The sequence below is a fragment of the Streptomyces sp. NPDC021115 genome, assembly GCF_044333065.1.
Lineage (GTDB): Bacteria > Actinomycetota > Actinomycetes > Streptomycetales > Streptomycetaceae > Streptomyces.
In genome coordinates, this window is sequence record NZ_JBIRQF010000007.1 from 35235 (window position 1) to 57528 (window position 22294).

23 protein-coding genes are annotated in these 22294 nt (G+C 72.3%); 9 read left to right on the forward strand and 14 right to left on the reverse strand.

Annotation, left to right across the window (positions count from 1 at the left end; translation table 11 throughout):
* Positions 1-37 precede the first annotated feature (37 nt).
* Entirely contained in the window at positions 38-1501 is a 1464-nt protein-coding gene (gene der / locus ACH4TL_RS22540) for a ribosome biogenesis GTPase Der (protein WP_398316874.1), read from the forward strand.
* A 51-nt stretch (positions 1502-1552) separates the two neighbouring features.
* Here der and ACH4TL_RS22545 read toward each other — a convergent pair whose 3' ends face one another.
* Together ACH4TL_RS22545 and ACH4TL_RS22550 are read right to left on the reverse strand one after the other, a co-directional pair.
* Positions 1553-1918, reverse strand: a complete 366-nt coding sequence (locus ACH4TL_RS22545; protein ID WP_385442191.1) for a hypothetical protein — start codon at positions 1916-1918, stop codon at positions 1553-1555.
* A 62-nt stretch (positions 1919-1980) separates the two neighbouring features.
* On the reverse strand, positions 1981-2799 hold the full coding sequence (locus tag ACH4TL_RS22550) for a hypothetical protein (RefSeq protein WP_398316877.1): 819 nt from the start codon (positions 2797-2799) through the stop codon (positions 1981-1983).
* Positions 2800-3071: 272 nt separating this feature from the next.
* On the opposite strand from ACH4TL_RS22550, the gene ACH4TL_RS22555 reads away from it, so the two are divergent.
* From ACH4TL_RS22555 to ACH4TL_RS22565, 3 genes are all read left to right on the forward strand, one after another.
* The gene (locus ACH4TL_RS22555) at positions 3072-4313 is read left to right on the forward strand and encodes a glycosyltransferase family 4 protein (RefSeq protein WP_398316880.1); all 1242 of its coding nucleotides are present in this window, start codon (positions 3072-3074) and stop codon (positions 4311-4313) included.
* Positions 4314-4381: 68 nt separating this feature from the next.
* Complete coding sequence (locus ACH4TL_RS22560) at positions 4382-5242, forward strand: hypothetical protein (protein ID WP_398317729.1); 861 nt, start codon at positions 4382-4384, stop codon at positions 5240-5242.
* Positions 5243-5300: 58 nt separating this feature from the next.
* Positions 5301-6272 (forward strand): helix-turn-helix transcriptional regulator, encoded by a 972-nt coding sequence (locus ACH4TL_RS22565; protein ID WP_398316882.1) that lies wholly within the window; start codon positions 5301-5303, stop codon positions 6270-6272.
* Here the strand turns inward: ACH4TL_RS22565 and ctaD are convergent.
* The 9 genes from ctaD to gvpO form a co-directional block, all read right to left on the reverse strand.
* The gene (ctaD, locus tag ACH4TL_RS22570; RefSeq protein ID WP_398316885.1) at positions 6226-7941 is read right to left on the reverse strand and encodes a cytochrome c oxidase subunit I; all 1716 of its coding nucleotides are present in this window, start codon (positions 7939-7941) and stop codon (positions 6226-6228) included. The two genes, ACH4TL_RS22565 and ctaD, sit on opposite strands and share 47 nt — an antisense overlap.
* Positions 7942-8043: 102 nt before the next feature.
* Positions 8044-8322, reverse strand: coding sequence for a gas vesicle protein K (locus tag ACH4TL_RS22575; RefSeq protein WP_398316888.1), 279 nt, complete (start codon positions 8320-8322; stop codon positions 8044-8046).
* A complete protein-coding gene (locus ACH4TL_RS22580; protein ID WP_398316891.1) occupies positions 8319-8531 on the reverse strand; it encodes a gas vesicle protein in 213 nt (70 codons plus the stop codon). Before ACH4TL_RS22580 ends, ACH4TL_RS22575 begins: the two co-directional genes overlap by 4 nt.
* Positions 8528-9349, reverse strand: coding sequence for a GvpL/GvpF family gas vesicle protein (locus tag ACH4TL_RS22585; protein WP_398316894.1), 822 nt, complete (start codon positions 9347-9349; stop codon positions 8528-8530). Before ACH4TL_RS22585 ends, ACH4TL_RS22580 begins: the two co-directional genes overlap by 4 nt.
* A complete protein-coding gene (locus ACH4TL_RS22590) occupies positions 9346-9744 on the reverse strand; it encodes a gas vesicle protein (RefSeq protein WP_398316897.1) in 399 nt (132 codons plus the stop codon). Before ACH4TL_RS22590 ends, ACH4TL_RS22585 begins: the two co-directional genes overlap by 4 nt.
* A complete protein-coding gene (locus tag ACH4TL_RS22595) occupies positions 9723-9929 on the reverse strand; it encodes a gas vesicle protein GvpG (RefSeq protein ID WP_398316900.1) in 207 nt (68 codons plus the stop codon). Before ACH4TL_RS22595 ends, ACH4TL_RS22590 begins: the two co-directional genes overlap by 22 nt.
* On the reverse strand, positions 9929-10648 hold the full coding sequence (locus tag ACH4TL_RS22600) for a GvpL/GvpF family gas vesicle protein (protein ID WP_398316903.1): 720 nt from the start codon (positions 10646-10648) through the stop codon (positions 9929-9931). Before ACH4TL_RS22600 ends, ACH4TL_RS22595 begins: the two co-directional genes overlap by 1 nt.
* Positions 10649-10667: 19 nt before the next feature.
* Complete coding sequence (locus ACH4TL_RS22605) at positions 10668-11135, reverse strand: gas vesicle structural protein GvpA (RefSeq protein ID WP_398316906.1); 468 nt, start codon at positions 11133-11135, stop codon at positions 10668-10670.
* A gap of 50 nt (positions 11136-11185) precedes the next feature.
* A complete protein-coding gene (gene gvpO / locus ACH4TL_RS22610; protein WP_398316909.1) occupies positions 11186-11488 on the reverse strand; it encodes a gas vesicle protein GvpO in 303 nt (100 codons plus the stop codon).
* Positions 11489-11813: 325 nt separating this feature from the next.
* Here gvpO and ACH4TL_RS22615 point away from each other — a divergent pair, with 325 nt between their 5' ends.
* Positions 11814-12029: an I78 family peptidase inhibitor gene (locus tag ACH4TL_RS22615; protein ID WP_398316912.1), complete on the forward strand. Its 216-nt coding sequence runs from the start codon at positions 11814-11816 to the stop codon at positions 12027-12029.
* A 135-nt stretch (positions 12030-12164) separates the two neighbouring features.
* Here ACH4TL_RS22615 and ACH4TL_RS22620 read toward each other — a convergent pair whose 3' ends face one another.
* Both ACH4TL_RS22620 and ACH4TL_RS22625 read right to left on the reverse strand, forming a co-directional pair.
* A complete protein-coding gene (locus ACH4TL_RS22620) occupies positions 12165-13211 on the reverse strand; it encodes a phosphatase PAP2 family protein (RefSeq protein ID WP_398316915.1) in 1047 nt (348 codons plus the stop codon).
* A gap of 312 nt (positions 13212-13523) precedes the next feature.
* On the reverse strand, positions 13524-14708 hold the full coding sequence (locus ACH4TL_RS22625) for a hypothetical protein (RefSeq protein WP_398316918.1): 1185 nt from the start codon (positions 14706-14708) through the stop codon (positions 13524-13526).
* A gap of 305 nt (positions 14709-15013) precedes the next feature.
* Here ACH4TL_RS22625 and ACH4TL_RS22630 point away from each other — a divergent pair, with 305 nt between their 5' ends.
* Complete coding sequence (locus tag ACH4TL_RS22630; RefSeq protein WP_398316921.1) at positions 15014-16717, forward strand: MFS transporter; 1704 nt, start codon at positions 15014-15016, stop codon at positions 16715-16717.
* A gap of 129 nt (positions 16718-16846) precedes the next feature.
* Complete coding sequence (locus ACH4TL_RS22635) at positions 16847-18034, forward strand: acyl-CoA dehydrogenase family protein (protein WP_398316924.1); 1188 nt, start codon at positions 16847-16849, stop codon at positions 18032-18034.
* A 15-nt stretch (positions 18035-18049) separates the two neighbouring features.
* Here ACH4TL_RS22635 and ACH4TL_RS22640 read toward each other — a convergent pair whose 3' ends face one another.
* On the reverse strand, positions 18050-18484 hold the full coding sequence (locus ACH4TL_RS22640) for a cell division protein SepF (RefSeq protein WP_398316927.1): 435 nt from the start codon (positions 18482-18484) through the stop codon (positions 18050-18052).
* A gap of 233 nt (positions 18485-18717) precedes the next feature.
* Between ACH4TL_RS22640 and ACH4TL_RS22645 the strand changes: the two genes are divergently transcribed.
* Together ACH4TL_RS22645 and ACH4TL_RS22650 are read left to right on the forward strand one after the other, a co-directional pair.
* Positions 18718-19947, forward strand: a complete 1230-nt coding sequence (locus ACH4TL_RS22645) for a DUF5685 family protein (RefSeq protein ID WP_398316930.1) — start codon at positions 18718-18720, stop codon at positions 19945-19947.
* A gap of 433 nt (positions 19948-20380) precedes the next feature.
* Positions 20381-22294, forward strand: coding sequence for an FAD/NAD(P)-binding protein (locus ACH4TL_RS22650; RefSeq protein WP_398316933.1), 1914 nt, complete (start codon positions 20381-20383; stop codon positions 22292-22294).

The window sequence follows — 22294 nt, forward strand, 5'->3', positions numbered from 1 at the left end:
GGCGCGCGGCACTGAGGGACGACGAGGACATCACTTCATGAACGACCAGATCCACAGCGGCGGCGACGAGCACGGAGAGCTGGGCGACGCCGAGTACGCGGAGTTCATGGAGCTCGCCGCGCAGGAGGGCTTCGACCTGGAACAGGTCGAGGGCGACCTCGCGGCTGCGGGGCACGGCCCGCTGCCGGTGCTCGCCGTCGTCGGCCGCCCGAACGTCGGCAAGTCGACTCTGGTGAACCGGATCATCGGCCGCCGCGAGGCGGTCGTCGAGGACAAGCCGGGCGTCACCCGCGACCGGGTCACCTACGAGGCCGAGTGGTCGGGCCGCCGCTTCAAGCTGGTCGACACCGGCGGCTGGGAGCAGGACGTGCTCGGCATCGACGCGTCCGTGGCCGCCCAGGCCGAGTTCGCCATCGAGGCCGCCGACGCGGTGGTCTTCGTGGTGGACGCCACGGTCGGCTCGACCGACACCGACGAGGCCGTCGTCAAGCTGCTGCGCCGGGCCGGGAAGCCGGTCGTGCTGTGCGCCAACAAGGTCGACGGCCCTAGCGGCGAGGCGGACGCGGCGATGCTGTGGTCCCTCGGCCTCGGCGAGCCGCACCCGGTCTCCGCCCTGCACGGCCGCGGCACCGGCGACATGCTCGACGCGGTGCTGGAGGCGCTGCCCGAGGCCCCGGCCCAGACCTTCGGGGCCACGGTCGGCGGCCCGCGCCGCATCGCGCTCATCGGCCGCCCGAACGTCGGCAAGTCCTCCCTGCTGAACAAGGTCGCGGGCGAGGAGCGGGTGGTCGTCAACGAGGTCGCGGGCACTACCCGCGACCCGGTGGACGAGCTGATCGAACTCGGCGGGACCACCTGGAAGTTCGTGGACACCGCCGGTATCCGCCGCCGCGTCCACCTCCAGGAGGGCGCCGACTACTACGCCTCGCTGCGCACCGCGGCCGCCGTGGAGAAGGCCGAGGTCGCGGTCGTCCTCATCGACACCAGCGAGTCCATCAGCGTCCAGGACCAGCGGATCATCACGATGGCCGTGGAGGCCGGGCGCGCGCTGGTCGTCGCGTACAACAAGTGGGACACCCTCGACGAGGAGCGGCGCTACTACCTGGAGCGCGAGATCGAGACCGAGCTGGGGCAGATCCAGTGGGCGCCCCGGGTCAATGTCTCGGCCCGTACCGGCCGCCACATGGAGAAGCTCGTCCCGGCGATCGAGACGGCGCTGGCGGGCTGGGAGACCCGGGTGCCGACCGGGCGGCTGAACTCGTTCCTCGGCGAGATCGTCTCCTCGCATCCGCACCCGATCCGCGGCGGCAAGCAGCCCCGCATCCTGTTCGGCACCCAGGCCGGAACCCGGCCGCCGCGGTTCGTTCTCTTCGCCTCGGGCTTCCTGGAGGCGGGCTACCGCCGCTTCGTCGAGCGGCGGCTGCGCGAGGAGTTCGGATTCGAGGGCACCCCGATCCAGATCTCGGTGCGGGTACGCGAGAAGCGCGGCCGTAAGCGGTAGCACCGCCCGACGGCCGCGCGGGGCGCCACCCGGCGGGTGGCGCTCAGGCGTTCAGTAGCGCCCGTCCCGCTGGCCGGGCGGCAGGGCGGGCAGGTAGGTGCGGTAGTACAGCCCGCCGGTGTCCCAGGCCCCGCCGTGGCCGCCGCTGGTCAGGCCGCGGGGCTGGCCGATGGCGCTGAACGCGACGAACCCCAGATCCTCCTCGTCCGACCGGTCACCGGGCAGCGCCCGGAACAGCCGCCGGTACTCCGCGTACAGCGCGTCGTAGATCGGCGTCGCGGAGTGCCGCCACGGGTCGGGCGACGCCTCCAGCGCCGGGCGCATGGCCGGGATGTGGGCGTACGAGGGGGAGCGGTAGGGGAGGTCGTATCCGTGCACGTATGTGCCAACGACCAGGCCGCCCAGGGGATGCGGCATCGGCGGCGAATGGGCCGCTTGGGTCAGGCAGCGGCAGCCCGGGACGGGGTGGGCCATTCGGATCAGGTGCCCGCGAGCGGCATCGAGGCACCGACCAGCGCGCCGCGCGCCGCGGCCCGGTCCAGGGCGGCGCGCAGCTGGTCCTCCCGCGGCTGGGTGCCGATCGTGCCCGCGGCCGCCGCGTACACCAGCACCTGCTGGGAGCGGCCCACCGCGCTGCGCCAGCCCTCGCTGAGCGGCATGGGGCTGTGCGCCTGCCACCAGGCCACCGGGGAGCCGCCGTTCGCCACGGGCATCAGCACCGCGTGCAGCTGCCCCATGGCGAGCAGCACCGACCAGCCGGGGATGGCCACCGGCGGGCGGCTGAGGTCGACCACCGGCAGGAAGCCCTGCTCGGTGAGGAGCGGCAGGAAGTCGTCGCCGTGCCCGGTCGCGCCGGGCCGGGTGATCGGCCCGGTCGGCTCGACGACCAGCGCCGGGCGCTGCTCCCCGCCCACCAGCACCACCCCGCTGGTGACGCCGAGCACCGCCTGCTGGGGCGGCGGGGTGGCGTAGGGGTGCGCGGACTGCGCGGGGATCGGGTCGGCCGCGTACGGCGAGGGCTCCTCGGCGGTGATGGACCGGACCGCACCGGCCAGCTGCTCCTCGGAGACCGGGACGACCTGGGAGGGAACGCAGGTGGCGTGCGCGAACGCGAGTACGGCCGTCTCCTGCCCCACGAACAGCACCGTGCTGGTGCGCTCCTGGTCGGAGTTGCCGGGGGTGCGGCAGGACGTGCAGTCGTAGGCGCCCGGGGCGTTGTCACCGGCGAGCAGCCGGTCGGCTTCTTCGTCGCCGATCTCGGCGCGTACGTCATCGCTGACGTCGAGCATGCGCGGCACGGGTGGCTCCTCGGTCTCGGTCCGTGGGCCGGGCGGTCCCCGGCTCATACGTAGACAACGGCCATCCACGGCGGGGGGTCACGCGACCGGAAGCCCGCCGCACCTCTGATGCGAACGCTCCCCGGGAAGTTCCCTGAATTGGCTACCGATTTCCTATCTGTTGGGGAACAAGACGGTCATGGCACCCAACCCGGAGGCACCTTTGGGGGTCTTACCCCTTGGTAGGCGGACGAGGCACCCTGTCCGCATAAAAACGGCGGGATACGGGACGGATGCACATCTCATTCCTGATTCATAACGCGTACGGGATCGGCGGGACGATCCGGACCACGTACAACCTCGCCCGCACCCTGGGCGAGCAGCACGACGTGGAGATCGTCTCGGTGTTCCGGCACCGGGACCGTCCGGTCTTCGACCCCGGTCCGAACGTGCGGGTCAGCCATCTCGTCGACATCCGCAAGAACAGCCCCGGCTACGAGGGCGACGACCCCGCGTACTCGCGGCCCGCGAAGGTCTTCCCGGTCACCGAGGGCCGGTACAAGCAGTACAGCGCGCTCACCGACCGCCGGATCGGCGAGCATCTGCGCGGGCTCGACGCCGATGTGGTGGTCGGCACCCGCCCGGGCCTCAATGTGCACATCGCCCGGGAGGCGCGCCGCGGCCCGGTCCGGGTCGGCCAGGAGCATCTGACGCTCAGCACCCACTCCAAGGGGCTGACGCAGACCCTGCGCGGCTTCTACCCCCGGCTGGACGCGGTGACCACCGTCACCGAGGCCGACGCGAAGGACTACCGCGCCGAGATGCGGCTGCCGGGCGTACGGGTGGAATCCGTACCCAACAGCGTCCCCGAGCCCGGTCTGGAACCGGCCGACGGCACCGGCAAATGGGTTGTCGCGGCCGGGCGGCTCGCCCCCGTGAAGCGGTACGACGTGCTGATACGGGCGTTCGCCAAGGTCAGCGCTGCCCGCCCGGACTGGCGGCTGCGGATCTACGGCGGCGGCGAGCAGCGGGCCAAGCTGCGCGCCCTCATCGACAAGCTCGGCCTCTACAACCACGTCTTCCTCATGGGCCCCGCCAACCCGCTGGACCCCGAGTGGGCCAAGGGCTCGATCGCGGCCGTCACCTCCAGCCTGGAGTCGTTCGGCATGACCATCGTGGAGGCGATGCGCTGCGGCCTCCCGGTGGTCGCCACCGACTGCCCGCACGGCCCGGCCGAGATCATCGACAACGGGGTGGACGGCCGCCTCGTCCCCACCGGCGACACCGACGCGATCGCCACCGCGCTGCTGGACCTCATCAACAACGACGAACTGCGGCAGCAGATGGGCCAGGCGGCGCTGAAGGACTCCGCCCGCTTCGACCCGTCCCGGGTGGCCGGCCGCTACGAGTCCCTCTTCGCCGACCTGACGGGGGTGCGCGGCGGACTGCGCGGTTCGCTGCACCGCGCCCGCGGCTCGCTGGTCGGCGGGGCGATGGCGACGACCGAGGCGATGCGAAGGGTGCGCATGGCATGAGTACGACAACGAGACCGGCCGGACGTGTCGAGCGCATCGAGCCCATCGAGCGCATTGAGGGGGACAGCATGAGGGAAGCCACCGAGGCCACCGTGACGCGCGCCGACTGCGTCGCGGACTCCGCCGGTGGACTCACCTTCCACATCTCCGACTGGGCCCGCCCGGAGCCGGGGAGCTACGACGACTGGAAGGGCGCCCTGGTCCTACGGCTGCGCGGCGCCGGGGCGGGCGACGACGGCGAGGTCCGGTTGCCGCTCGGCCCCACCGCCGACGGGCGGCTCCAGGCGGCGCTGCCCGGCACCGTCACCCTGCCGGAGGGCCGCTGGGACGTGTTCGCGGCGTACGGGGAGCAGGAGCCGCAGCGGCTCGTCCCCGGGTTACACGATCTGCGCTCGCTGGTCGACCGCAGGCCGGGGCCCAGCACCTCGCCGCTGTCCGTCCGCATCCCCTATGCCACCAAGCACGGCAACCTCAGCCTGCGCACCTGGCGCCGGGCGCCGCACGCCGAGGCCGGGGAGATCCGGCTGGAGGACGGCGCGATGACGGTCGGCGGGCGGCTGTACCGGGTAGAGCGCCCGGCCGACTGGCTGGACGGCGCGGTGGCCGAGGCCCGCTGCCGCCGGGACCGGGACCTGGTGCGTACGGCGCCGGTGACGGCGGACGGTGCCGCGTTCTCCTTCACCCTCGCCTCCGCGCCGCTCGCCGAGAGCTGGGGCGGCGGCGCGGAGGCGTGGGACCTGTGGCTGCGCCCGGCGGACGGCACGGCCACCCCGGTGCGGCTGGCCCGGATACTGGACGACGTCGCGGACAAGAAGGAGATCTTCACATATCCGGCGCGGACGGTCGACGCCCCGCACGGCACCGCCGCGGTCCGTCCGTACTACACCGTCGACAACAACCTGTCGGTGCGGGTCTCCGACCCCGACTAAGGGACCTCCCGGCCCTTGAGGACAGAAACCGTCCTCAAGGGCTGGCAGACTCGGCCCCATGTTGGAGACCTCGGCCCGGCTGCTCCGTCTGCTGTCCCTCCTCCAGGCCCACCGCGAATGGTCCGGCGCGGACCTCGCCGACCGGCTCGGCGTCACCCCGCGCACGGTCCGCCGCGACGTCGACCGGCTGCGCGAGCTGGGCTATCCCGTGCACTCCGCCCCCGGCACGGCGGGCGGCTACCGGCTCGGCGCGGGCGCCCAGCTGCCGCCGCTGCTGCTGGACGACGAGGAGGCGGTGGCGGTCGCGGTGGGGCTGCGCCAGGCCGCGGGCGGCGTCGACGGCATCGAGGAGACATCCGTACGGGCCCTCGCGAAGCTGGAGCAGGTGCTGCCGGACCGGCTGCGCCGCCGGGTGAGCGCGCTCAGCTCGTTCACCGTGCCGATGTCCGGGGCGGTCCGGGGCCCCGTCGCTGACCCGGCCGTCCTGACCGAGCTCGCGGGCGCCTGCCGGGACGCCCAGCAGCTGCGCTTCACCTACCGCGACCACGGCGGTACGGTCACCCGCCGCACCGCCGAACCGCACCGCCTCGTCGCCGCGCAGCGCAAGTGGTACCTGGTCGCCTGGGACGTCGACCGGGACGACTGGCGTACGTACCGGGCCGACCGCATCACCCCCACCCCGCCGCACGGCCCCCGCTTCACCCCGCGCCCGCCGCCCGCCGACGACCTCGCGGCGTACGTCTCCCGGGGCGTGTCCCACGCCGTCTACCGGGAGCGGGTCACCGTGCTGCTGCGGGTGTCCGCCGAGCGGGCGGCGGAGCGCATCTCGCCCCTGGTGGGGGCGCTGGAGCCGGTCGACGAGCACAGCTGTCTGCTGCACACCGGGGCCCACGCCCTCGACGCGCTGGTGGTCCACATCGTGCTGGCCGGTTTCGACTTCGAGGTGCGCGAACCGGCCGAGTTCACCGAGCACATCCGCACGATCAGGGACCGCCTGGACCGCGCTCTGGGCGACCGGGCGCCGGGCTGACCGCACGGCGCCCCTCCAGTTCCTGCTCGGCCTGGGTCACCTCCGGATGGTGGAGATCGAAAGCGGGCGACTCGGTGCGCACCCGCGGCAGCGTCAGGAAGTTGTGGCGGGGCGGCGGGCAGGAGGTCGCCCACTCCAGCGAGCGGCCGAACCCCCAGGGGTCGTCCGCCTCCACCCTGGTGCCGTACCGGGCCGTCCTCCAGACGTTGTAGAGGAACGGCAGCGTCGAGATCCCCAGCAGAAAGGCGCCGATCGTGGAGACCGTGTTGAGCGTCGTGAAGCCGTCCGCCGCCAGATAGTCGGCGTAACGGCGCGGCATCCCCTCGGCGCCCAGCCAGTGCTGCACCAGGAACGTGGTGTGGAAGCCGGTGAACAGCGTCCAGAAATGCATCCGGGCCAGCCGCTCGTCCAGCATCTTCCCGGTGAACTTCGGCCACCAGAAATAGAAGCCCGCGAACATCGCGAACACCACGGTCCCGAAGACCACGTAATGGAAGTGGCCCACGACGAAGTAACTGTCCGTGACCTGGAAATCCAGCGGGGGCGAGGCCAGGATGACGCCGGTGAGCCCGCCGAACAGGAAGCTCACCAGGAAGCCCACCGCCCACAGCATGGGCGCCTCGAAGGACAGCGAGCCGCGCATCATGGTGCCGGTCCAGTTGAAGAACTTCACCCCGGTGGGCACCGCGATCAGAAACGACAGCAGGGAGAAGAACGGCAGCAGCACCGCCCCGGTGGCGAACATGTGGTGCGCCCACACCACCACCGACAGGGCGGTGATGGCCATCGTCGCGCCGACCAGCGTCAGATAGCCGAAGACCGGCTTGCGCGAGAAGACCGGGATGATCTCCGTGATGATGCCGAAGAACGGCAGCGCGATGATGTAGACCTCGGGATGGCCGAAGAACCAGAACAGGTGCTGCCACAGCAGCGCCCCGCCATTGGCCGCGTCGAAGACCATCGCCCCGAAATGCCGGTCCGCCTCCAGCACCAGCAGCGCCGCCGCGAGCACCGGGAACGCCATCAGGATGAGGATCGAGGTGAAGAGGGTGTTCCAGGTGAAGATCGGCATCCGGAACATCGTCATCCCGGGCGCGCGCATCGTGATGATGGTCGTCACGAAGTTCACCGCGCCGAGGATCGTGCCGAAACCGGCGAGCGCGAGCCCCATGATCCACATGTCGGCGCCGACGCCGGGGGAGCGCACCGCGCTGTTCAGCGGGGCGTAGGCGGTCCAGCCGAAGTCCGCGGCGCCCCCGGGCACCATGAGGCTGCCCACCACGAGCAGCCCGCCGAACAGGTACAGCCAGTACGACAGCATGTTGAGGCGGGGGAAGGCGACATCGGGCGCGCCGATCTGGAGCGGCATGATCTCGTTGGCGAACCCGGCGAAGGCGGGCGTCGCGAACAGCAGCAGCATGATCGTGCCGTGCAGGGTGAACGCCTGGTTGTAGACCTCCTGGGAGACGATCTGGAGCCCTGGCCGGGCCAGTTCGGCGCGCATCACCATCGCCAGCGCACCGCCCGCCAGGAAGAAGCCGAACGAGGAGATCAGATAGAGATGGCCGATCTTCTTGTGGTCGGTGGTGGTCAGCCAGTCGACCAGCAGCCGGCCCCGGCGCCCCAGCCGTGCCGGTCCGGCCGGGGGACGCGCGGTGTCTGTCACCATCGGGGCTCCCTGTGGCGGTCGCTGGGTCGGCTCCGGCCATGATCGCCCTGTTTGGCGTGTTCTGCGAGGTTATGTCCCGAGTGTCACCCTCTCCGGGCGCTGTCACTCTCTCGGGGGCAGCAGCGGGCCGAGCGGTCCGAGGTCGAGGTTGAGGTCGGACTCCTTGATGCCGTAGCGGGCGCACAGCGTCCCCATGCGGTCCTCCAGCAGCATCAGGGTCTGCCCGATCCGCTCCTCCTGGTCCTCCGTCAGATCCCCCTGGTCCACCCGGCGCAGCGCCTGCCGCTCCATGAGCTGCCGCAGCAGCTCGACGACGGTCAGCACCAGCTTCATCAGATCGCGCTCGACCGTGTCCTGGTCCAGCTCCAGCTTCCGGCTCACGGTTCCTCCGGTCCTTCCGGTTCTTCCCAGGGCGACGGCACGTTCTCGTTCACGGAGCTGATGAGCGCGCGCAGGTCGATGCGTACGAGGTCCACGTCGGCGATGCGCAGGGTCACATCGCCGGTGATGACCACGCCGCCCGCGAGCAGCCGGTCCAGCAGGTCCACCAGGGCGATCTGCCGGTGGGCGAGCGGGGCGCTCGTGGTCATGACCCGGCCCGTCCGTTGCCCTCGGCCGCGACGAAGGAGTACGGCGCCCATGGGCCGGTCAGCTCCAGCCGCAGCCCCGGCTCGCGCCCGGCCAGCTCGCCCACCCGCTCCGCGAACGGCTCGCTCTCCTCGTGCGGGATCAGATACGCGGCGTTGAGCACATTGCGGTCCGCCTCCCCGGACAGCCGTACGTCCTGCGGCGGGTGCAGCCGGGCGCCCTCGGCGAGCGCGGTGAGCGTCTCGTGCACCCGGCGCGCGCCCTCCTCCGTGTGCTCATACGCCCGCTCGGAGGCGCGCCGCTGGGCGCCGCGGCGGCGCAGATAGTCGCGGCCCGACGAGGCGGCCGAGGGCGCCGTGGACGGCTCCTCGGGCGGGGCGGGCGCCGCGTACACCTTGACGCCCCACTCGACCCGGCCCTCCAGCCGGTCCAGCGCCCCCGCGAACCGGTCCCGCCCGGTGGCGAGCAGCCGCCGCAGCCCCTCCTCGCCGCGGCAGACGGTGGCCATCCGGACCGGGATGACGCAGGTCTCCGCACCGGCCGCGTCGACCACCCGCTGATGGGCGCGGGCGACGCCCTCCAGCCACGTCAGGTCCTCCAGCCGGGCGCGCAGCGGCTCCTCGTCGAAGTCGGCGGCCGGTACGGGGCCCGCCAGCACGGCGAGCCCCAGATGCGGGACGGCGCGCACCGGTTCGCCCGCGGCCCCGCGCACCCGCTCCAGGGCGGTGCGCGGGACGTCGGCCTCGCGGACGACGGCGTACGCGTACTCCAGCGTGCCGATGGCCTCCGTCGCTCCGGCCTTCTCCGTCGCGTCGGTCATCCGGCCGCCTCCTCGCTCGTGCCGTTGCCGTTCCCGTTCCCCGTTGGAGGCTCCACCGGGGCTTCCACCGGGGTGCGGCGGGCGCGCGACGACAGCGACGGGTCGTGCTCCCACCAGTCGATGCCCATTTCCTTGGCCTTGTCGACGGAGGCCACGATGAGCCGCAGCTTGATCGTGAGGAGTTCGATGTCGAGCAGATTGATACGGATGTCGCCCGCGATGACCACGCCCTTGTCGAGCACCCGCTCCAGGATGTCGGCGAGGTTGGCCGATTCACCACGGGTGGCGAGCCCGGACGGCCCGGGGGCGCCGTACGGCGCCGACCCGCGCGGCGCCGTCGACCCGTACCCCGCCGGGGAGCCGTACGCGGTGGTCACAGGGTCCCGTTCGCCCATTGCTGCGCCTCCTCCAGCCGGTCGAGCAGCGCGTCCTCCTGCCGCTCGAACTCCGCCTCGTCGATCTGCCCGTCCTCCAGCCGCGTGGCCAGGGCCATCAGCTCGCGCTGGATCGCGGCCGGGTCGTAGTACTCGCGTTCCGCCGCGGCGAGCACCTGTCTGAGCACCCAGCCGATCAGCAGCATCAGGCCTCGACGAAGCTGTAGGGCGGCAGCGGGCCGTTCACCCGCAACCTCATCCAGGGGTGGGTGTTCTCCAGGTCGGCGACCGCCTCCAGCAGCGGCTCGACGCCGTCCTTGGCCAGCAGCGCCGACAGGCTCAGGAACCAGCCGCCGCCCTCAGGGCCTGGCCGCACCGCCTCGGCGGCGGGGGCCAGCGCCTCCTCCACGATCCGCGCGTCGCGCACCTCACGGGCCCGCACCGCGTTCGCCACCAGCTCGCCGAAGCGCATCCGCTCCTCGTACGTGCCGCCGCCCGCGGCCCGGTTGGCCTCGGCCATCAGCCGCAACTCCGGCTCCTCGGAGAGCACCTGCTGAAGTACCGCGTCCTCGTCGTGCACGGCCTTGACGTTGTACTCGACCCGGTCGGCCAGCCTCCGCAGCTGGTCCTCGTAGCGGTCGGCGTGCTGGGTCAGCACCGTGCGGACGTCCTCGTCGCTGGCGGAGACCGAGCCGAAGCGCATCGGCAGCACCGAGCGCTTGTCGCTCACCTCGGTCAGCACGTGCTGGTGGGCCAGCAGATCGCGGCGCCTCGGCTTCAGCTCCGGCGGGCAGTCGCTGACGATCGCGGCCAGCTCGCCCTCGTTCAGGGCGCGGACCGGCAGCGGCGGATCGCCGATGCCGAGCAGCGTGTCGCCGAGGTCCGGGAGGGCGCCGCGGGCGATCCCGTAGACATAGGTGCTCATCAGCTCTCCTCAGCTCTCCTCAGTCTTCCGCGGACTTCTTCGACGCGGACTGCGCGGACTTGCGGGCCGCCGGGCGCCGGGAGCGCGAGCGCGCGGGCTCCTCTTCCTCCTCGTCGCCCCGGAGCGCCTCGGCCACCGAGTGGGCGGCCTTGGAGACGGTCTCCCCGGCCCCGGACAGCGCGCCCTTGGTCTTGCTGCGGGCGGCGCCCTCGGTGGCGCCGTCGAGGATCTCGGGGATGCCGGGGGACTTGTTCGGACCGGCCTCCAGGTCGAGGCGGTTGCACGCCTCGGCGAACCGGAGGTAGGTGTCGACGCTCGCCACCACGACCCGGATGTCGATCTTGAGGATTTCGATGCCGACCAGGGAGACGCGGATGAACGCGTCGATCACCAGGCCGCGGTCGAGGATCAGTTCCAGGACGTCGTACAGACCGCTGGTACCGCCGCCCCCGCCCCTGCTCTGCTGTGCCGGAACAACCGTGGTCATGTCGTGTGTGTCCTCTCGTCTCCGGCCGGGCCGGCCGTTCCTGCTGCCGGTCAGCCGCGGTCACTTCGCCCGCGCTCGTAACGGCGGATGCGGCGGTAGCCGGTGAGCTGCCCGTCCGGGTCGAGAGTCACCTCGTACAGGGCCATCAGGCTCATCGTCTCCGGCACCCGGGCCAGCTCCACCACCTCGGCGTCCAGCACCCAGCCGTCGTCGGTCTGCTCCAGGCGGGGCAGCGACTCGGGGTACAGGCCCGTCAGTTCGGCGAGCTGTTCCCGGGCGGAACGCAGGAGCGCCAGGGTGTTCGGGCCACTGGTCGCCGTCTTCTTGCGGGTTCCATCGGATGTGTCTGTCATGTTCGCCTCGGTGGCGCCGGGTACCGCGGTCCCGGCGGGGTAAACCTCGGGGTTCGAATTCCCCGATTTGTGTCGGAATTGTGCGCTCCGGATCCCGGGTGCCCACTCGGTGGCGGCATATTCCGGTGGCCGTTGAATTCCCCGACGGCATGCCATGGGCCACCCTGTGCCCCTACCAGAACCCCGCCTTTGGCAGGGGATATCGGCGAAAACTCTCCGTCATCTTTCGCGCGTCAACACGCGGCTCGTAAGAGTGACAAAATCGATGACAAACCCGGGCGTGTTTTCTGTGACACAAGTGTGACGAATGCCTACGGTGGCTCGCATGGGATCAGTACCGAACCTTCCGGCCGAACCCGATGACGACCTCGACAGCTATGTGGGACTCGATGCCCGGACCGCCGAGGACGTGGCGCGCGAGCGCGGCTGGAGCACCGTACGGGCGCTTCCGCCGGGCGCGATCATCACGATGGAGTACCTGAGCGGACGCATCAACTTCGAGGTCGCCGATGACGCCGTACGGCGCTGCTGGCGCGGCTGACACGGCCCGGGCCGACGGACCGGCCCGGGCAACGGCGAACGGCCCCGGAGCCTCTTCAGGAGGCTCCGGGGCCGTTCGTCCGTGCTGTGCGCGGGCCGCGGGGGTGTGCGTACCGGCCCGCGGTGGGGCGGGCGGCTACCCGCCGGTCGCCGTGGTGCGGCCGCGCCCGGCCGAGGGGCCGAACGGGTTCGTGGTGCGCGGTACGCGGTCCGCGTGCGGCGGGCGGCGGCTGCCGACCGGGGTGACCGGGGTGCGCTCGGAGCGGACGGTGTGCTGCCGCCCCGCGTGGTGCGGCCGCGCCTCGGGCACCCGTCCGGAGGCGCCAGGACGGCCGACCACGCTGACCGGCTCGCGGACCGGGGGCTCGTTGTCGCGCGCGGCCCGCGGCGTGGCCAGGACGGGCCCTGGGACCGGGCGCGCGGACGGTACGGGCGCCGTCGACCGGCCGTCGCGCACCCGCCGGTACAGGCCAAGCAGCAGCATCTCGGCCCGGGCCATGGCGGGCTCCAGCCACGGCAGGGCCAGCAGGACCAGGACCCCGGCGGCCCAGCCGAGCACCACGTCGCTCAGCCAGTGGGTGCCGAGGTAGACGGTCGTCATGCCGACGCCGAAGGCGAAGCCCGCGGCGATCAGCGAAGCGATCCTGCGGGCCAGCGGAGTGGTCGCCAGATAGGCCAGCACACCCCAGGTGACCACCGCGTTCGCGGTGTGACCCGAAGGAAATATATCGCCGGTGGCCCACATCTCATTGGAGCCGACGCTGGTCGCGTAGTGCGGACCGAGCCGGCCGAAGCCGATCTTCACGGCGCCCACGGTCATGTTCAGCAGCAGCAGTGAGGTGCCCAGCACCAGCCCCGGACGCAGGGTGCGCTGCTGGTAGCAGCACCATCCCAGCCAGGCCGCGACCGCCACCGCGGTGGGGCCGCGCTGTCCCATGACCACGAAGTAGTCCAGGAACATGTGGAACTCCGGCCACTGCTTGTAGGGCCGGAAGAGCATGATCTGCCAGTCGAGCGTCACCAGCCACGAGGTGGTGAGCACGCCGATCACGGTCGCGGCGTAGACCGCGAGGGTGGTTCCGAGCAGCCAGAAGCGTGTTCGGGTCATCCGCGGTCGCGCGAGATCGCGCCGCGCGAGATCGGTAGGTCGCTCCTCCTTGAGGAGCTTGTCTTCGGTACGCACCTAATCGACGTTACATTGCGTGACAGGGGGGTTCAGTCGATCAGGTCGCTTTGTGATGACGATGTGATGTGGGGTGCGTCTCGTCGGGCGGCTTTTGGCCGCCCCTTATCCAGGAATGCACGAGGCCCCGGCACATTTGTGCGCTGGCGTTCCTATCAGCGATCGCCGATCTCTTTATGGATTTCTTACAGGGGTGTTTATCGGCGATTGGCCGTGGCGTTCCTCACCGTTTCCCGGCGCGTCGCCGGGGCGACAGGCGGGCTCCCGGGCCGGGTGCGGCGGACCGCCGCCGGGCCGGACCGGGTGGCCGGATCATGGCGGTCCCGAACCGTGCAGCCACCAGGCCCCGTACACCGCGGAGGCCAGCCCCACCGAGCCCAACAACAGCGCGGCGCGCGCCGGACGCAGCCGGGCCAGGGCGATCGCGAGCGGGATCAGCACCGGGAAGGCGGGTATCAGCAGCCGGGGCTTGGAGCCGAAGTACCCCTTGGCCGCGAGCGCGAGGACGAGCACCCCGCCGCCGTACACCAGCAGCGGCAGCGGCTGGCGCTGCCGTATGCAGCAGACATACAGCCAGAGCAGCGCGGCCACGCCGAGGAGCAGCGCGATTCCGGCCACGAACGGCGGATGCACCAGCAGCCCGCCGATGAAGACCGCGAAGGCCAGCCCACCGTCGAACCCGTTCCCCCAGCCGTTCTGGACGTCGAAGTAGCCGGTGAGGCTGTCGGTCCGAAGCCCCACCCAGGCCACATAGCCCAGCCAGCCCAGCGGCGCGATCGCCACCCCGGCCAGCACCCGCCAGTTGGGACCGAGCGCCCGGCGCCACCGGCCGCCGGGCAGCAGCTCCACCGCCGCCGTGAGCCACACCGCGGCGACCACCGCGGCCCCCACCGGCCGGGTGAGCCCCGCGAGCGCCGCGAAGGCCCCCGCCCACATCCAGCGCCGGGTCAGCACCGCGTACACCGACCAGGCGGCCAGCGCCGTGAACAGCGACTCCGAGTACGCCATCGACTGCACGATCCCGACCGGCAGCACGCCCCACAGCACCGCCAGCGTGATCCCCACCCGGCGGCCCCACACCAGATCGCCGACCGCGAAGATCCCCCACGCGGCCAGCAGCGAGGTGACCGAACTCACGGCCAGCCCCGCGTCCGGCGCGCTCAGCGGCGTCAGGGCGGAGATGCCGCGCTCCAGCCCGGGGAGCAGGGGGAAGAACGCCAGGTTGGAGTGGACCGCCCCGTCGGGCAGATGGATCGTGTAGCCGTATCCCTCCTCGGCGATGCGGGAGTACCAGAGCGAGTCCCAGCGGGCCGTGAGGAGCTGGTGCGGACTCCTGCCCGCGGCCGCCCCCCAGACCGCGAGGACCACGAGGCCGAGCGCGCGCGTCCCGGCGTACAGCAGCAGCGCCGGGGCGGCCCGGCGCAGCGCGGCGAGCGCCACGCCGCCCGGCCGTCCGGCGCCGGGCGGCGCGGTGTCGGCTTGGGCGAGATCAGTCACGGCGACGATTATCGGGGATCTTCTCCGGGGCCGCCCGGCCTGTGGACAACCAGCGGAAGAACAACCGGCGGACGCGGGGAGGACGGGAGGGGACTGTGGAAAACGGGCAGGGGCGGAACCGGCTCCACCGTCCTGGCCTGCGGTGATACCCGGAACATGACCTGCGGCACACGCCCCGCGCGGCGACTCGCGTACCCTGACCTCTCCACTCGTGCCTTCGCCGCCGGGCCGCCGGACGTCCCTACGAAGTGACGTTCGTCCCGTCCCGGCACGCGGCGCGAGCGCAAGACCAGGGAGGTGCGTACATGTCCGGGACGACCACGGCCCGCACTCGGCGGACGGCGGCCGTTCCCCGGCAATGGCGCGGTACGGAGGCGGGCGGCGGCGCGAACCGCTGGATCGTGCTCCTCGTGCTCTGCGTCAGTCTGCTGCTCGTCGCCGTGGACGCGACCGTGCTGCACGTCGCGGTTCCGGCCGTGACCGAGGACCTGCGGCCCGGCGCGATCGAGCTGCTGTGGATCGTGGACGCCTACCCGCTGGTCTGCGCCTCGCTGCTGATCCTCTTCGGCACCCTCGGCGACCGGGTCGGCCGCCGCCGGGTGCTGCTGCTCGGCTACGCGTTGTTCGGCGCGGCATCGGCGCTCGCCGCCTTCGCCGCCACCCCCCAGATCCTCATCGCGGCCCGCGCCCTGCTGGGCGTCGGCGGTGCGATGATCATGCCCGCGACGCTGTCGATCCTGCGGCAGGTCTTCCCTGACCGCCGGGAGCGGGCCCTGGCCATCGGCGTCTGGAGCGCGGTCGCGGCGGTCGGCGCGGCGGTCGGGCCGCTGCTCGGCGGCTTCCTGGTCGAGAACTTCTGGTGGGGCTCGGTCTTCCTGGTCAACCTCCCGCTGATGGCCGTGGCGCTGCCCGTCGGCCGCTGGCTGCTGCCGGAGTCCACCGGCGACCGGGAGGGCCCCTGGGACGTGCTGGGCGCGTTCATGGCCGCTGGCGGGCTGTTCTGCCTCGTCTTCGGGGTGAAGCGGATGGGCAGCGGCTCGGTGCCGCTGGACGCCCTCACCGGGACTCCGGTCCTGGTCGGCCTGGTGGTGCTGGTGCTCTTCGTCCGCCGCCAGCGGCGCCGTACGCATCCGCTGATCGACCTCAAGCTGTTCGCCCGGCCCGCCTTCTCGATCTCCGTCGGCTGCATCGTGGTCAACCTGCTCGCGCTGGTCGGCCTGGAGCTGATAGCCGCGCAGTACCTTCAGCTCGTCCTCGGCCTCACCCCGCTGGAGACCGGGCTGAGGCTGCTGCCGCTCACCCTCGCCGCCATGGCCGCCGGGCTCGTCGGCTCCCGGATGCTCCAGCGGCTCGGCCCCCGCGCGATGGTGGCGTTCGGCTTCGTGCTCACTGCCGCCGGGGTGCTGTCGCTCCTCAGCATGGGCCAGTCCGACCGGCCCGTGGTCCTCGTGGGCGCCTTCCTCGTCCTCGGCTTCGGCCTGGAGACCACGCTTTTCAGCGCGTACGAATCCATGCTCAACGAGGCTTCCGCCAAGTCGGCGGGCGGCGCCGCGGCCATCGGTGAGACCTCCTACCAGCTCGGTGCCGGGATCGGCATAGCCTTCCTGGGCAGCGTCATGAACGCCGCCTACAAGCCGGGCATCTCCTCGGTCGCCGGGGTGCCCCACTGGGCCAGCTCCGACGCGCGGCAGTCGCTGGGCTCGGCGTATGACGTCTCCGCCCAGCTCGGGGGCAAGCCCGGGGCCGCGCTGCTCGCCGCGGCCCGCGCCTCCTTCGTCCACGGTCTGCACGTCACGCTCGCGGTCAGCGCCGCACTGCTGCTGCTCGGCGCGGGGGCCGCGCTGAAGCTGCCGAAGACCATGGAGTGCGCGCCCGCCGACGAGGACGACGCCGGCGAAAAGCCTTCCGCCGGGACCGCCGACACCGAAGCCGCCGACGCCCCGGAGGCCGCGGACGCTTCGGCGCGCCGCGACCCGGCCGCCGTCGTCGGCGCCGAGTCCCGCAGCTGACGCCCGACGCCACGGCCACGGCGCCCGGCTGATCCACACGGTCTGGACGCCGGGCGTTACCCGGCCGTAGCGTCAGCGGCCGGAAGCCATACCGAACCGAAGGCCACACCGAACCGGAGGTCGCTGCTCATGTCCGCTGGCACCCTGCCGCCGTTCGACCCCGACGACCCGCTGGGCATCGACGACCTGCTGGAGCCGGAGGACCTGGCCGTCCGGAGCACCGTGCGGCAGTGGGCCGCCGACCGCGTCCTGCCCCACATCGCCGACTGGTACGAGCGCGGTGAACTGCCCGGCATCCGGGAGCTGACCCGTGAACTCGGTTCCCTCGGCGCGCTCGGCATGTCCCTCACCGGCTACGGCTGCGCGGGCGCCAGCGCCGTCCAGTACGGGCTGGCCTGTCTGGAGCTGGAGGCCGCCGACTCCGGCATCCGCTCCCTGGTCTCGGTGCAGGGCTCGCTCGCCATGTACGCCATCCACCGTTTCGGTTCCGAGGAGCAGAAGCAGCAGTGGCTGCCGCGGATGGCCTCCGGCGAGGTCATCGGCTGCTTCGGGCTGACCGAACCGGACCACGGCTCCGACCCGGCGGGCATGCGGACGTACGCCAAGCGGGACGGCACGGACTGGGTGCTGACCGGCCGTAAGATGTGGATCACCAATGGCTCCGTGGCCGGGGTCGCTGTGGTGTGGGCCCGCACCGACGAGGGCATCCGCGGGTTCGCCGTCCCCACCGATACGCCCGGCTTCTCCGCCCCCGAGATCAAGCACAAGTGGTCGCTGCGCGCCTCGGTCACCAGCGAACTCGTCCTGGACGAGGTGCGGCTGCCCGCCGACGCCGTCCTCCCCGAGGTCACCGGGCTGCGCGGACCGCTGAGCTGTCTGAGCCACGCCCGCTACGGCATCATCTGGGGTGCGCTGGGCGCGGCGCGCGCGTCGTTCGCGTCGGCGCTGGAGTACGCGCGGACCCGGGAGCAGTTCGGGCGGCCCATCGGGGGCTTCCAGCTCACCCAGGCCAAGCTCGCCGACATGGCGGTGGAACTGCACAAGGGCGTGCTGCTCGCCCATCACCTCGGGCGGCGGATGGACGCGGGGCGGCTGCGGCCGGAGCAGGTCAGCTTCGGCAAGCTGAACAACGTGCGGGAGGCGATCGAGATCTGCCGCACGGCCCGGACCATCCTGGGCGCCAACGGGATCTCACTGGAATACCCGGTGATGCGGCACGCGACGAATCTGGAATCGGTGCTCACCTACGAGGGCACCGTCGAAATGCACCAACTGGTGCTCGGCAAGGCGCTCACCGGTCTCGATGCCTTCCGGTGAGCCACCCCGCCGGGCTCAGCTCTGGTTGAAGAAGCCGCCGATCCCGCGGCTGTTCTCCCCGCTGACGATCTGGTAGTCGGCGGGGGTGAGGAGGAAGACGCGGTTGGCGACGCGCTCGATGGAGCCGCGGAGCCCGAACGTCAGTCCGGCCGCGAAATCCACCACGCGCTTGGCGTCGGCGGGCTCCATCGTCGTCAGGTTGACGATGACCGGAATGCCCTCCCGGAACATCTCACCGATTCCACGGGCGTCCCGGAATCCGTCCGGGGTGACCGTCGCGATCCGCGTGCCCTGGTCCTGTGCGGCCTGGTCGGCCACCCGCACCCGCGGGTCGGTCACCCAGGAGTCGCCGGGCTCGGGTCCCTCGGCGTAGTCGTCGTCGTAGTAGCGCTCGTCATCGCTGTCGTCGACGAGGCCAAGCCAAGCGCTCGCCTTGCGCACCGATCCCATGGACGCCTCCTCTCCTCTTAACGGTGTGTACTGTCCGCCCCTCTATGGTCGTCCATGATGCGGATGATGTGCCACGTGGATTGCGGCCGCACAGCGGATTTGTGACGTTACCGGTGCACAACGTCTGGCGCCATATCAGGGTCGCACCTGATGAAGGGGGCTGACGGGGCGCTGGATAGACTTCGCAGGCCGGACGGGTGACACCGGGGACGTACGGGTGAACGGGGACAGTTTTGTTTGGCATTATCCGGCCTTGTCGGCACCGGCTGTCGCAAAACCTCCAGACGGAATGGATGGCGCATCTGTGCGGGTTGTGCCTCGCGCTGCGCGGTGACCACGGTCAGTTCGCCCGCATGGCCACCAACTACGACGGGCTGGTCATATCGGTTCTGGTGGAGGCCCAATCCGGCCGCTCCGAGGACTGGCGGCGCACCGCCGGGCCGTGTCCGCTGCGCGGGATGCGCACCGCCTCGGTGGCCCGGGGCGAGGGCGCGCGGCTCGCGGCGACCGTCTCGCTGGTGCTGGCCTCCGCGAAGGTGCGCGACCATGTGGCGGACGGCGACGGGGCGTTGGCGCGCCGACCGGTCGCCGCGGTTGCCGGCCTGGTGGCCGGGCGGTGGGGCCGGGCGGGGGCCCGCAGCGGCGCCGAGGTGGGCTTCGACACGGCAGTGCTGCTGGACGCGGTCGGGCGGCAGCAGGAGGTCGAGGAGCTGGCGGGCGCCGGTACGTCGCTGCTGACCGTCACCGAGCCGACCGAGACCGCGACCGCCGCGGCCTTCGGGCACACCGCCGTACTGGCCGGAAAGCCCGGCAACCGGGCGCCGCTGGAGGAGGCCGGACGGCTCTTCGGCAGGCTCGCGCATCTGCTGGACGCGGTCGAGGACCGATGCGAGGACGCCGAGACGGGCGCCTGGAACCCGATCGCGGCCACCGGGGCCGACCTCGCCGAGGTGCGGCGGCTGTGCGACGACGCGGTGCACGGGGTGCGGCTGGCGCTCCGGGACGTCGCGTTCGCCGACAAGCAGTCCGGCAAGCTCGCCCATGTGCTGCTGGCGCACGAGCTGCCGCGCGCGGTGGACCGGGCGTTCGGCACCACGGCCTGCGCGCACAGCGGACACGCCCCCGAGTCGTCCCAGGGCGCGCCGCCGCCGCAGTCGCCGTGGATCACCCCGCCGGGGCCCGGCGGCGGCCCCGGCGGTACCCCGCCCGGGCCGCCGGACCGGGGCAGGCGGCGCGGGCTGATCGCCGGATGCGCGGTGTGGGCCGGGCTCTGCTGCACCTGTCAGGTGTGCTGCCGGGACCCGTACCACGACCCGTGGTCGGGCGAGCCGCGCGAGGGCTGGTGCCACAAGTGCGACGACTGCTCGGACTGTTGCGACTGCTGTGACTGTTGCAGCAACTGCGGTGACTGCTGCGGGAACTGCTGTGACGGTTGTGACTGCGGCTGCGATTGCGGCTGCTGACACGGGGTGCGCGAGGGGAAGCGCGAAGCGCTGAAGCGTGTGTGGAGGCGCGTGACGACGCGGACGTGACGGCCGCACCGGACGAACCGGCGGGCGGGCGAAGCCTCAGGAAGCCCAAAGGGCGGAAAGCCCAAAGAGAAAGCGAAGAGGCAGCGGAGGCGGGCGGCGTCAGCCCGAACAGGACGACGACCACACCCGACCGAAGTCGATGTGGTCGCGCGTGACCAGTCGCTGCCATGAATGCATGAGGTAAGTGGAGCAGCCTTCCGGTTCCGCGTCAACCGCGCCGAGACGCCGCGCTCACAGTGTGGACAGTCTTGACAACGGGCCGTGGCCACGCCTTAACCTCGGCGGCATGCCGTGCTGAGGGGCGCGGCCGATGTGTGTGTGCAGGCAATGCGTGTGTTCCTTCACGAACTCACGGAGCCTTCGCATGTCCGCCACCCCGGACCTCGCTTCACCTTCCCCGCACGCCCCGCACGCCGTCGTCATCGTCGGCGCGGGCCCGCGCGCCACCGGCCTCGTGGAGCGGATCGCCGCCAACGCGCCCGAACTGTACGGCGACGGAGTCCCGTTCACCCTGCACCTGGTCGACCCGCATCCGCCCGGCGGCGGCCGGGTCTGGCGCCCCGACCAGTCCCCGCTGCTGTGGATGAACTCCATGGCCGAGGACATCACCATGTTCACCGACGAGTCGGTGGAACGGGACGGCCCGGTCCGCCCAGGACCCTCCCTCGCCGAGTGGGCCGACCGCGTCCGCCGCGGCGCGCTGCCCGCCGGTGAACTGGCCGCGCTGCCGCCCGAAGCCGTCGCCGAGGCCACCTCGCTGACCGGCCGGAGCTTCGCCACCCGGCGGCTCCAGAGCGCCTATCTGCGCTGGGTGTACGGGCGGTCGGTGGCCGCCCTGCCGCCCGGGGTCACCGTTCAGGAGCACGCGTGCCGCGCCGTACGGATCACCGGACCGCGCGACGGGCGCCAGCGGGTGTGGCTGGAAGGGCGCGCCGCGCCGCTCGTCGCCGACGCCGTGGTCCTCACCCTCGGCCATCTCGACGCCGAACCGGGCCCCGAGCAGCGCGAGCTGTCCGCCTTCGCGGCCGAGCACCGGCTGACGCACCTGCCGCCCGAGTACACCGCCGACAGCGATCTCAGCAGGCTGCGGCCCGGCGAGCCGGTCATCGTCCGCGGCTTCGGCCTCGCCTTCGTCGACCTGATGGTGCTGCTCACCGAGGGACGCGGCGGACGGTACGACCGCGGGCCCGGCGGAGAGCCGGTCTACCGGCCTTCCGGGCGCGAACCCGTGCTGTACGTCGGCTCGCGCCGTGGCGTCCCGTACCACTCCAAGATCGGCTACGGACTGACCGGCGAACGGCCGCCCGTGCCCCGCTTCTTCGGCCCCGCCCAGGTCGAGGAGTTGCTGCGGCGCCCCACCCCGCCCGACTTCCGGCGCGACATCCGGCCGTTGATCGACAAGGAACTCGGATTCGCCCACTACCACCGGCTGTTCACCGCCCACCCCGAGCGCACGGCCGGTGACCGGGCCGTCTTCGAGGAGCGGTACGCCGCCTGCCCGCCCGGCAGCGCCGAACTGGATGCCCTGGTGGCCGCCGCCGTCCCCGACCCGGCCGACCGGCTCGATCTCGACGCCGTCGACCGACCGCTCGACGGGCTGCGCTTCCCGGACCACGACGCGCTCCAAGAGGGGCTGCGCCGCTACATCGAGGCCGATCTCGCCCGCCGCCACGACCCCGCGCACAGCACCGACCTGGCCGTCTTCCTCACCCTGCTCTCCGTCTACGGCCAGCTCACCCGGCTCGGCGACCTCGGCGACGGCGGCTGGTGGCACGGCTTCTTCAGCTACTTCGCCTCCGGCCCGCCCGGCCCGCGTCTTCAGCAGCTCCTCGCGCTCTCCCGCGCCGGGGTCGTCCGGTTCCTCGGCGCCGACATGACCGTGACCGCCGATCCGCGGCGCGGGGTGTTCCGGGCGGGCGGCGCGAGCGTCCACGGGAGCCAGGTCGAGGCGCGCGCCCTGGTCGAGGCCCGGCTGCCGGAGCCGACCGTACGGCGCTCCCGCGATCCGCTGCTGCGCGCCCTCCACCGGGACGGCGCGGCCGCCACCCCCGCGGGGCTGCTCGCCGTCAGCCCGGACGACGGCCGGATCCTGGACCGGGCGGGCCGCCCGCACCCGTGCCGCTTCGCGCTCGGCCCGTACACCGACGCCCGCTCCTCCGGCGCGTTCGCCCGGCCCCGTACCAACGCCCCCGCGTTCCGGCAGAACGACGCGACCGCGCGCGCCCTGCTGCTGACCCTGCGCGACCTGTCGCCCTGTCGCGCCGCGCTCACCGCCTGA